General features: G+C 53.8%; 5 protein-coding genes. All 5 read right to left on the bottom strand.

The features are described 5' to 3' along the window. Nucleotides 1-62: 62 nt before the first annotated feature. Nucleotides 63-1,475: an arabinose isomerase gene (locus VFS25_RS11410; RefSeq protein WP_326462271.1), complete on the bottom strand. Its 1,413-nt coding sequence runs from the start codon at nt 1,473-1,475 to the stop codon at nt 63-65. 37 nt (nt 1,476-1,512) lie between these two features. Further along, nucleotides 1,513-4,590: a glycosyl hydrolase gene (locus VFS25_RS11405; protein ID WP_326462270.1), complete on the bottom strand. Its 3,078-nt coding sequence runs from the start codon at nt 4,588-4,590 to the stop codon at nt 1,513-1,515. A gap of 42 nt (nt 4,591-4,632) precedes the next feature. Beyond that, nucleotides 4,633-7,344, bottom strand: coding sequence for a family 78 glycoside hydrolase catalytic domain (locus VFS25_RS11400; RefSeq protein ID WP_326462269.1), 2,712 nt, complete (start codon nt 7,342-7,344; stop codon nt 4,633-4,635). A 22-nt stretch (nt 7,345-7,366) separates the two neighbouring features. Next, entirely contained in the window at nt 7,367-8,902 is a 1,536-nt protein-coding gene (locus VFS25_RS11395) for a RagB/SusD family nutrient uptake outer membrane protein (protein WP_326462268.1), read from the bottom strand. Between the two features lie 19 nt (nt 8,903-8,921). Beyond that, nucleotides 8,922-12,024, bottom strand: a 3,103-nt coding sequence (locus VFS25_RS11390) for a TonB-dependent receptor (protein WP_326462267.1), incomplete at its 5' end; no start/stop codon positions are given.

Genomic DNA, 12,024 nt, shown 5'->3' with positions numbered 1-12,024 from the left:
AACAGAAGCCAACAACAATAGGCAGCTATTAGAACGAAAAGTAAAAAACGGCCGCTAACCCCTCAGCACACCACTACCACCTCCATACCCAGCAAAGCACCCAGCTTTTGCAGCTTGCCCGCTATATGGCCTACGCCAATAGCACAATGATGTGCAGGACCTTCCTTACACCAGTTGTTTACAAAGGTTTTAATATCCAGTGAAAACTGGTAGCGGCTGTTGGTATTACCGATCTGCAGTATAGGCCCTGGAACAGAAGCGCCTTCCGCCACCAGCAGCTTTAATTTGCCATGGCCGGTTTCTACTACGGATAGCAGCGTTACAGGGCCATGCTTTACCTTCATTTCCACAGAGAGGCCTTTGCCGGGCTTACCATGGTAAACGCCCAATGGCTTCAGCAGGGGCTTGCCCTCTGCAATAGCCAGGTGGCCGGGACCATCATGCCCCATCAGCACAATATCATCGTTAAAATCAAGGCCGTAAAATTCCGTAAATGAGCCGCCCGCGCCAAAAAGGTCCATGATCTTCATGGCCTGCACGTTTTTTACTTCGTACTCGCCGGCCACCGGGATATTGGCGGCAGTAAGCATGGAATTGCCGGTGATCACGGAGGAGATCAGGTCTTCATACTCACTGCCGGGTGTGCCTTCATAATAGTAGCATAAGGATCCCAGCTGGTAGTGCTCCACCATTTTATCGAGCGCTACTGCAGTTACTGCAGCCCGTTCTATTTCATGATCGGGGCATTCGTCCAGCACATCGAAAGCTTCGTATATCTGTGCCCGTTTGGCCGCTGTTTCCGCGGGCTGTACCTGCCTGTGGAAGTCAGCCAGGTGGCACATTTCCAGGTGTTGTATATGGCCGCCAAAGGTGGCTGCCTGTAAGGTAAGGTCGGAGTAAATATCCAGCATGCCGTTGTAGTAGTGTCCCAGCACGCCCATGCGGTTCTGCTGCAAGGCGCGGGCTACGCGGGCGGCGGCTACCCATTCGCCGATCTCCTGCCAGGCTGCAGCATCGTCCAGCGTACCGGTTACCTGGTAAAACTGCACGCCGCTGCGGTTAAATACATTGGCTATTTCCGGCACTGCGCACGCCTGGCAGTTGGCCAGCCATTCGCCGGTCATAAGGCCACGGTCGCCCAGGCTGTTGAACCAGGCATAATCAATGGCTTTTACCGGCTGCAGGTTCAGGATCACCACAGGCACTTTGACTTTTTGCACCACAGGCAATACCGTGGCGGATAAGGCATAGGTAGATACGTACAGGAATATTACTGCTACATCTTCCTGCTTAAAGATGCCGGCGGCAGCGCGCGCTTTTTCAACCGTATCTACCAAACCCGTGTCCACTACCTGTATGCCGGTCTGCTGCAGCTGCTGCGCAATGGTTTGCTGGTAACCTTCCAGCCGCTCCTTTAAACCTTTGAACTGACCCCAGTAAGTTTCCAACCCAATCCCGAATAAACCAACTTTCATATATGCTAATACGTTTTATACAAGATGACAGATATGCTTATTTTTCACAGATGCTGTAGTCCGACAGCAGCCCGTAATCATATACATCATAATCACTACCCGGCGGGTAGCTTTTTACGCCGCGCCACATCCAGGGCGATACAATGCCGGGGGCAGGCTTGTTGTGGTGCGGCCCCAGCGTGTTCTTTAAGCTGCCTGTTACAATTACCGTTACTGTATTGCCGCCGCTTTTTACATAGGGTGTAATGTCCAGCGCATATGGCGGAATGTCAATAATACCGGCTTCATGCCCGTTCACTTTTACCGCGGCTACGGTGCCTTTCCAGCTGTTCAGCTGCACCTGGTAGCTTTTGCCTTTAACGGCTTTGAACTGTTTGCTGTAAGCTACCTCCTGCCCGTATAGCGGCATGCCCTGCTGTTTCCAGCTGCCAAGGCGCATAGCTGCCGGCGCCTGCAGCGCAAAGCCATGCGGTTGTGGCACCAGGCCAAAGCTGCCTAAAATATATACCGGCTCTATTTCGGCATAAATGCGCATAGGCATGGCCGTTATTTCAAGCGTGTTGCTGCCGGGCTGCACGTCATTGCCAATATTGTACACGGCAAAAGACCGGTCCAGCCACCACTTGCCGGGCAGCGGGGTAAGCGCATGGCCGTTGAGCTTTACCTGCCATATATCAGGCCGTTCTACCACCGCCTGCAGTGTTTGCCGGTCAATACCGGCTCCCAGGGTAAAGTGATAACGTGCCGTCAGCCTGCTGGCTGAAGGGAAAGTATCGCGGTCTACAATGTTGCGTTTATATTGTACGGATGTGTTCCAGGGATTGCCGTTGGTAAAGCCGAAATATTTAAAGGCACGGTCGGCAGCGTTGTACACGTGCTGGTTCCTGAAAATGCTGTCGCCCAGCTGTACATCACAAAAATCAATAGTGAGCACATTAGGCTGCAAGCGCCTAACAGCCGCCGGCGCTGTTTTCAGCGGCGTGCCGGTTTGTAATGGCGTATATACCTTACCGGTACCTACCGGCTTGTCTGTTACAAAAAACAGCTGGCTGCCGGCGGGTGGCAGGCGGTATTCCAGCGTAAGCTCATGGCCGTTTACTACCGCGGGGTAATCCCATACCTGGCCGGTAGCAGGGTCCAGCAGCTGCGCATGGCTGCCTTGTAGCTTTACCTTACCGGCAGCGGTTTCCTGCATGCTGGCGTTGCTCAGGAACAGCAGCTGCCCATCGTCCAGCACACGGCGGTGATGATACAGCTTACCCTGCGCAGTGTCAAGCCCCGGGAAGGAAATGGCGGTATTGGGCGGCAGCTGCAGGTGCTGCTGCAATGTAAGGTGCGCCTGCTGCAGCCACGTATTCAGCTGCGGATCTTCAGCCCCGTTTACCCGCTGCGGTACGTGCAGCAGTATTACTTTGCCGCCGGCAGCCGTGTACTGCTGCAGCAGCTGCAGTGTAAAGCCGTCCAGGTTATCCATGCCGGGCGGTATAATAACGGTGCTGTATGCACGCTTACCTATCACCAGCCTGCCATTTGCCACGCTGCCATGATCTTTCATAATATTTTCCGAAGCAAGGTCATACTCTACCTGCTGTTTTTCCAGGCTGGTAATAAACTGCTGGAACTGGTGCGCTATTTCACTGAAACGATTGTTGGTTTTTAAAGGGCTTACATACATCCATGCGCTGGTAGTGGGCTCCAGCACCAATATATCGTTCTGCTGCTGTCCCCTTGAAAGGGCCAGCGACAGGCGGGCGAAGTAGCGGTTAAGCGTACCATAGTGCGGCCACCAGGGATTGTGATAGGAGAAAGACTGCGGGTAATCATATTTACGGGCGCCGTTTATGGTCATATCCGCCAGGTGCTGGTTCAGCGTATTTACGCCCAGCACAAAGGCCCAGTCGCCCAGGCGCTTCATATCCATAAAGGTAAGCTCCCAGCCGCCGCCGCCGTAAGTTTCACAAAGGGTTCTTTGCTTGCCCAGCTGGTTGGCTACGCTGGCCAGCTCTTTTACCGAGCGGATGTTGCCAAACTGCGCGTTCGGACTTTTTTCATCAAACTGGTTAAACAACAGGTCAATGGCCGGGCGCTGGTGCCAGGCATACATGGCCATATTATCGCCGCCGTGGTTGGGATCGGGCCAGGCATGCTCCCAGTAGTGGCCTGTCCACTCCAGGCCCTTTTTATCCGTGTATGCGTGAAAGGGTTTGGACCAGCCGTCAATAAACATCTGCAGCAAGGTCTGGCGGTAGTTATGCCGTACCTTTTGCCAGTCGCCGGTTTCTTCGTACAGGCATGGCAGGTAGTTCTCCAGGGAGTAGCCCCAGGTTTTGCGGAAGCGGCTGAACAGCTCCGGCGACCAGCGTACGTTGCCCTGGCCCTGCGTTTCAATATTAGGCTCGTCAGAGAAGATGCCTTTCAGCGTTTTCCCGAACTCATTGCCGGCAATGCGCTCATACCCCTTCATGGTAAGCGCAATAAATTTTTCCGTAACGCCTTTTACCATCAGGTCTACATAAGAAAAGCCGCCGTACCAGTCGGACCGGCCATAGTATTCCTTGCGGAAAAGGTAGTAATCGCCGGTTTTACCCCGCTCCGCATCCAGGTGATGCGTAATATCCTCATACCTGCCGTTCACGCCTTTCAGGCAGTAAAAGAATTTGCCTACAGTATCGGGCAGTTGTGACACCTTTACCATATGCAGCATCTGGCCCTGGTTCCAGGAGGCGGGCATTTGCGCCGGTACATGACCGCCTGCAAACCCGCTGGGGTAAGAGTTTTCATCGTATATCCATATCTCCAGCCCAAGCTGCCTGCATTTTTTAAGCGCATACTGCCAGTTCTCAAACCAATCGTCGGAAAGGTATTCCGTTACCAGCCCGGGACGGGGATGTACAAATACGCCGCCGAAACCTTTGGCTTTAAAATCTACCAGCATGCTGTCAATAATAGCATGGGTAACTTTTGTGTTCCATACCCAAAGCGGTGCGCTGCCGTACTGCGCATCCGGCTGCGGGAACTGCTGCCGCAGGTACGTGTAATCATTTTGTGCATAGGCTGCTCTGCCGGCAAGCAATACCAGCAAGGCAGCGCTCATATAACGGACGAATTTTCTCATGACATGGAATTTAGCGGGCCGCGTACGGCCATTGTTCTTCACCTATTGCAGGTTGGTGGTAAATGTGTAATTGCCCGAACCTTTTACCTGCGGTGTGCTGCTGCCGGGTAATACTATCCGGGCTTTTGTATTGGCAGGTATATTTACTTCCAGCGTAAACTGTTTGCCCTTTTTATGCCAGGCTACCTGCACAGGACCGTGTGGTGTGTTAAAGTCTGCCTTTACCCAGTCCATACCGGTAACCGGTATGGGTGCTATTTCAAGCATTGAAAAGCCCTGGCTGTCTTTTGCCTGGCGTATGCCGGCCAGGCCGTTGTAAAACCATTCCATCAGGTGCCCAAGCATCATATGGTTGTTGGACACATAGCGCAATGCCGGCCATGACTCTGTAAGCGCTGTAGCGCCATGTTTCAGCTGAAAAGCGTAACCCGGCACATCGTCACGTTTGTTCATATCGTACAGCAGCTGCGATGCGCCGCCGTTACTTAACACGCTTACCAGGTAATGGTACCCGATGTCGCCGGCCGTGAGTGCGTAATTGCCTTTGCGTATGCTGTCCTGCAGGTTGCGGAACACCTGCTGCCGGTAACGCGGCGCTACAAGGCCGGTGTACAGCGGCATGGCATAGGCAGTTTGGCTGCCGGTGGAATAAACGCCGGTGGCAGGATTAAAGAACCTTTCATTGAATGCATGCTTAATACTATCCGCCAGCTTGCGGTAGCGGCTTACATCGGCCTGTTTACCCAGCACCGCTGCTATGTTTGACAGGGCGTCTGCATCCTGGTAATAGATGGCTGTTGCCGTTAGCGCCATGGGCGTAAGCTGCGCAAAGCCGGGGCGCCCCGGGCCCATATCAAACCAGTCGCCCAGGCCGTAATCAATTATCTGGCCCTTCGCGCGGCTGTGCAGGTACTGCAGGTAGCGCTGCATCATGCTGTAGGCCCTTTCCAGCACCTGCTTATCGCCATACCAGGTGTACAGGAACCAGGGTATCTGTATGCTGGCGCTACCCCATTCCGGCGAGTCGCGGAAGCCACCGTCAAACACCACGTATTCCGGCGCAATGTCCGGCACCAGGCCGTTGGGCAGCTGCGCTTCCATCATATCATTCACTGTTTTATTATACAGCTGCAGTATGTCAAAGTTGTACCCTACGCTGCTGCGCAGCAGGTAGGTTTGCTCCAGCCAGCCCAGCTTTTCACGGTGCGGACAATCTGTTGCCACGCTGGAGAGATTACTTTTTATGGCCCAGTTAATCAATGTAAAAATGCGGTTGAACAAAGTGTCCGAACATTCAAAATGCCCGGCTACCGGGGCGCTGTTACGTGTATGCAATAAGGTTATATCCTGCAGCTGCGCCGAATCGCTTTCCCGGTACGCGTTTGCAGGTACGGCGCCTTCTACCATGGCATAACGCAGCCCGTAATAGGTGAACCGGGGCGTCCACTCTTCGGTGCCCTCCCCTTTAAGGGTGTAAGTATAATAGTAGGGCGATCCGCTGGCTTTCTGGTAAGGCAGGTGTGCATCGTCCAGCAGCTCGGCGGGGGTAATGCGCACAACAGCGCCTTTCCTGCCTTTTACCTTTATGCGGATAATGCCGGAGGCATTCTGCCCAAAGTCCACCACGTATTTGCCAGGCTGCGGCGTATAAGTGCGCTGTACCGTAAAGCTGTCCATTACCTGCAGGGGGTACGCACGCTGCGCGCGCATTTCACCACCGGGGCTTTTTACCTGTAACGCATGCTTCCAGCCGCCGGCATTAAAACCGGGGCTGCACCAACCCTCCTGCTCCAGCGTGGCGTCGTAGCTTTCGCCGCCGTAAATGCTGGTGAAGGTTACCGGCGATGGCGCGGCGCTCCAGCTGTTATCTGTTACCACTTCTGCGCTGCTGCCATCTGTATAACGGATCAGCAGCTTTGCCCGCAGCATGGGATAGCCTTGTGCAATAACCATTTTGCGGTAACGCTCACGGTTAATGTTAAAGAAGCCGTTGCCTACAATGGCGCCTATTGCATTCTCATCCTGGTTCAGCTGCTGTGTTACATCGAATGTATTATACAGGCATACTTTGTTATAGTTGGTCCAGCCGGGCTGCAGGAAATTGTTGCCTACTTTTTTCCCGTTCAGGTACAGCTCATATTGTCCCAGGCCGCTTACAAACACCAGGGCCTGCCGCACCGGCTTTGCTACCCTGAAGGCTTTGCGCAAATAGGGCACTACAGGGCGCTGCAGCCCTTTGCTGCCCAGCTTATTGCCGCTGCCATGCACGCCGGGATAGATTCTACTGCTGTCGGGCATTTGCGCATACCCTATCCACTGTGCATTGTTCCAGTCCTTTGCGTGCATAATGCCGGTGGTGAATGTACTGGCGGCAGTGGCAGGACCGCCTTTGTTAGTCCATACTTCCACCTTCCAGTAACAGGTAGCAGCGCTTTGCAGCGGCTTACCGTTATAGGGGATAAAGGTGCTTTGGGCAGATGGTATTTTGCCGGAGTCCCACAGGTCGGGGGCGCCGTTCAGCAGGGCTTCGGAGGAAGCTACCAGCAGGCGGTAATGTGTTTGCTCCACATCCCGGCCTACTGATTCCAGCTGCCAGCCAAATACCGGGTGTGCATCATCTATACCCAGCGGCGCCTGTTTTGTTCCGCAGGTCAATTGCCTTACGTTTACTACCGGCAGGGATTGTGCATGCACCTGCAGCTGCGCCAGCAGGCAAAGCAGCATACATGCACGGGAAAAAAGCTGTTGTATCATAGTTTCAATTCTGTTGTCTGCATTAATACCCATCGTTCTGCACCAGCTGATTATTCAGCTGCAGCTCAGAGTACGGGATGGGATATACGAGCCGTTGCTGCGTTACCGTATAAGAATTGGCGGCCAGGTAGCTATACTGCGGTTTAAGCTTATTGCCGTGGGCCGTCATTACCGGAATGGCTTTGCCGGTACGTACCAGGTCGTTCCAGCGGTGGTTCTCAAAGGCCAGCTCCACGCGCCTTTCATGCATAATCACATCGCGCAGGGCTGCCTGCGCAGTAGTGGTGGCAGCGGGCAGGCCAGCACGTGCGCGTACCTGGTTCAGGTAAGGCAGCGCTTCCGCGCTTTTGTTTTCTTCGTTCAGGCTTTCCGCCAGCAGCAGCAACACATCGGCATAACGGTATAGCGGCCAGTTATCGTCTGTGTTGCTTTCACGGGTGTGCGCATGCAGGTACTTACGTATAAAAAGATGGTACACCTTACCTGCGGGCGGCTGATAGTTCACAACGCTTTTTACAGATTCCGCCTTAAACTCACCATCGGTATCTATCACTCCTTCCGCCACCGCAATGGATGCATCTTTGCGTTTATCGCCCGGCTCATAGGCGTCCAGCATGTCCTGCGTGGGCACATTCCAGCCGCCGGTAAGCAGTGTGTTGGCGGTTACGCCGGTAATGGGCTTGGCATCTTTTGTTTTAGGCATAAACCAGTAAATGAACTGGCTTTGCTGCCCCTGGTCGCCCATCTGGAACTGTGCTTCCAACACCGACTCTGTGCTGTTCTTATTCTGCAGTGAATATACGCTGGCATAATCAGGCAGCAAAGCATATCCCATTTGCGTTACATCTTTCAGCAGCGGTGTGGCGCTGGCATACTGCTTTAAAGTGATATACACCTCCGCCAGCAGGGTTTTGGCAGCTCCCAGCGTAGCGCGGCCGGTTTGCGGAAACTGTGCCGGCGGGGCCAGCTTGCTGACGGCGTCTTTTGCATCGGCAATAATGGCGTCATAGGTTTCCTGTACCGTGGCGCGGGGCAAAAAAGCATCCTGCTGCCGCGTTACTTCCTTTAAATATAAGGGAACACCGCCAAAATAACGTACCAGGTTAAAGTAATAATAAGCGCGCAGGAATTTGGCCTCCCCGCTGATCTGGTCTTTTACACCGGCATCCAGGTCAGCGTTTTCCAAACGGCCTATCACCGTATTACAACGGGAGATACCGGTATAGGCATCAAAATAAAACTGGTTGGTCCACTGGTTTTGCGCGTCATCCAGGAAGTTGTCAATAGCTTCCCTGCGCAGAATGTGAATGCCGCGATCCTTCGGATAAAAATCATAATGGGTATTATCTGTACGCATTTCGCCCATCAGGTAACCGCTTTGGGCGCAAAGGCTGCGCAGCGGTTGGTAGGCGCCGGAAAGCGCCTGCTGGAACTGGGCTTCTGTTTTAAAGAAGTCATTGGCATTGGGCTTATCTTCCGGGTTCAGCTCCAGGAAATCCTGGTTACAGGCCAGCAGGCTTGTTGATAGTATGGCTATATAAAGCAGTAAGTTTTTCATGTTGTTGAGCATTAACAGTTCAGAAATTCACATTCACGCCTAAAGACCATGTTCTGGGTACAGGGTAAGCGGTATTATCCACGCCCTGGCGCAGGCCATCGAGCCCGTTGGCGCTTACTTCGGGATTCATGCCGCGGTATTTGGTAAGCACCAGCGCCTGCTGCACACTGCCGTATACCCGTATGTCTTTGAGATACCGCAAGTTGCGGAAAGGCAGTGTGTACCCCAGTGTAATGTTCTTGATGGTGGCATAGGTGCCGTCAAACACCCAGCTGTCGTTTGTAAAGCGGTACAGCGCGGTGGTACCGTCTTTGGTGCGCGGCACCAGGCCGTTACCGGGATCGTCTTCGGAGCGCCAGTGATCCGCCATGGCCCTGCGCACGTTAAATACCGCATCCAGGTTCTGCGTCATTTCATAGGAAGCATCCAGGATTTTGCCGCCAACAGCGCCGGAGATCACAATGTTCAGGTCAAAATTCCTGTAGCGGAAATCGTTGCTTAAACCAAACAGGAACTTAGGCGTGGGATCGCCGATAAAAGTGCGGTCGTTAATGTCCACCACCTTATCGCCATTCACATCTTTCATGCGTACGGTGCCTACATCTGAGCTGGCATGCTTAGGCTGGCTGTTAAACTCCTGCTGGTTCATGTACACGCCATCAAACACATAACCGAAGAACTGCCCCATGGGGCGGCCTACAACCGTGCGCCAGTAGTCGGCCTGCTCCGCGTTACCGCCAATGGGCGTGTTGTTGGTGCCCAGCTGCATCACACGGTTACGGTTAATCGTAATATTAAAGTCGGTGTTCCATTTTAACGCGCCGGTAAGGTTCCTGGAGCTGATGCCTATTTCATGGCCCCAGAACTTAAACTTGCCTACATTGAACTGGATGGATGAAAAGCCGGAGGCGCGCGGCAGCTCAACGGGATATAGCATTCCATCTGTTACCTTGTGGTAGTAGTCGTAGGTAAGGTACACGCGGTCTTTCAGCAAACCAATGTCCAGGCCTACATCAACCTGCCTGGTGGTTTCCCAGCCCAGTTCAGGGTTGCCCAGGGTGGTAATGGATTTACCGGGCGACAGTGTTCCGCCAAAAACATAGTTGGTAACATCCATACCGGAAATAGCGGTATAGTTACCAATGTTATTATTACCGGTTAAGCCATAGCTGGCGCGTACTTTCAGGAAGCTCACCACGGGCAGCGCTTTCACGAAGTTCTCTTCGCTGAGCACCCACCCCGCAGACACAGAGGGGAACCAGCCCCATTTACGGTCTTTCCCAAAACGGGAAGATCCATCCCGGCGTACAGCGCCGGACAGCAGGTATTTATCTTTATACGAATAATTCAAACGGCCTATCATAGACAGTAAAGACCAGGACACCGTGTTGCTGGAAGCGGCTGTTTTGGTAGCCGCATTACTCAGCCAGGGAATATCATCATCGGGAAAATCCGTACCGTTAATAAAGCTGCTCTCCTCCTTGTACTTCTGGGCGGTATAGCCGGCCAGGGCCTCAATGTTATGTGCGCCTACGGTGGTATTATAGGTAAGCGTGTTTTCGTTTAGCCACGAGTTATAGTTCACGGTGCCGTAGGTGCCGGTGGCTTTTTGCGGGGGCGCTACAAATACGGCGCCTACTGCGGTGGAGGGCACAAAGTTGTTATGCGTTTCCCCGGAAACATCTACATCCACATGCGTGCGGAAGCGCAGCCCGCGCAGCAGCTCCAGCTCAGCATAGGCATTGCCCAGCAGGCGGTTGGTGCGGAAGTTGTCCAGCTTTTCCTGCAGCACGCGGTACCAGTTGGGATTAGGAAACATGCCGGTAGAGGTGGCGGTGAGAGGCAGCGTACCATCGGGGTTAATGGCGGGCTTCAGCGGCGTGGTCATTACAGCCGCCTGTATGATTTGCCAGTAACCGTCGGTATTCACGCGGGTATTATGTTCCAGCATTTGGGTAGGGGCAATGTTAAAGCCCAGCTTCAGCCGGTCGTTGGGCCTGAACTCGTTATTGGCGCGGAACGAGTACCTTTTATAACCGGTATTGTACAATACCCCTTCCTGGTTAAAATAAGTGCCTACAATGCTGCTGGAAAACTTTTCCGTGCCGGAAGATACTGATATGGTATAGTTCTGCACCGGCGCGTTGCGGATAAGGGTATTGAACCAGTTGGTGCCTTCGCCGTACTGCTCGGGGTGCTGAAATTCTTCCGGCACTTCGGCCAGGCCGGTGGCAGGGTCGGTCCAGTTCTCATACTTTATCTTATCCTCATAATACGCTTTTTTAAACTGGGCAAATTCCCGGGCGTTCATTACATCGGGGCGGCCGTGCTGCGGCACCTGCTGCACGCCGTAATAGGCATTCAGCTGCACTTTGGTTTCGCCGGGTTTGGCGTGCTTGGTAGTAACCAGCACTACGCCGTTGGCAGCGCGCGACCCGTAAAGGGAGGTGGCGGAAGCATCTTTCAGCACCGAAAAGCTTTCTATTTCATCCGGGTTTATGTTATTGATGCCGCCTACAATAGGCTGGCCATCCACCACAAACAGCGGCCCGTTACCGGCGTTGAGCGATGCAGAACCGCGTATGCGGAAGCTCATGCCCTGCCCCGGGCGGCCGGTTGACTGGTTGATCTGCACCCCGGGTACCTTTCCCTGCAGTTTCTGCGCAAACTGGCCTACAGGCATATCGGCCATTTCTGCGGCATTCAGGGTGCTGATAGCGCCGGTAATGTTGCGCTGCTTTTGGGTACCGTAGCTTACCACAACAATCTCGTTCAGGTTTTTGCTGCTTTTAGCCAGGTTAATAGTGTAGCTGCTAACGCCGGCTGTTACGGGCTGCTCCTGCGTATCATACCCAACATAGGTAATTACCAGGGTGCTGCCGGCAGGCGCCTGCAGCGTAAAGCGGCCATTATCGCCGGTTGTGGTGCCGTGGCTGGTGCCTTTAACGGCAATGGTTACGCCCAGCAGCGGCGTATGGTCCTGGGCATCCAGCACCTGGCCGGTGATTGGCTGTGCGGCAGGCTGCTGCCACGCTGCAAACGGACCGGCGGCGTGCGCTTTAACATAAAAGGGCTGTAACAGCAATGCCAGGAGGCCCCCGGCGGTACTTAACTGCCGCAGG

This window comes from Chitinophaga sp. (assembly GCF_035761305.1).
GTDB lineage: Bacteria > Bacteroidota > Bacteroidia > Chitinophagales > Chitinophagaceae > Chitinophaga.
The sequence above is the reverse complement of the archived record's forward strand: the minus strand, read 5'-3'. Positions and strand labels throughout refer to the sequence as shown.

What these genes read in the sequence shown, in the direction of transcription:
- VFS25_RS11410 (WP_326462271.1), bottom strand. Translation starts at nt 1,475, where the DNA reads ATGAAAGTTGGTTTATTCGGGATTGGGTTGGAAACTTACTGGGGTCAG.
- VFS25_RS11400 (WP_326462269.1), bottom strand. Translation starts at nt 7,344, where the DNA reads ATGATACAACAGCTTTTTTCCCGTGCATGTATGCTGCTTTGCCTGCTG.
- VFS25_RS11405 (WP_326462270.1), bottom strand. Translation starts at nt 4,590, where the DNA reads ATGAGAAAATTCGTCCGTTATATGAGCGCTGCCTTGCTGGTATTGCTT.
- VFS25_RS11395 (WP_326462268.1), bottom strand. Translation starts at nt 8,902, where the DNA reads ATGAAAAACTTACTGCTTTATATAGCCATACTATCAACAAGCCTGCTG.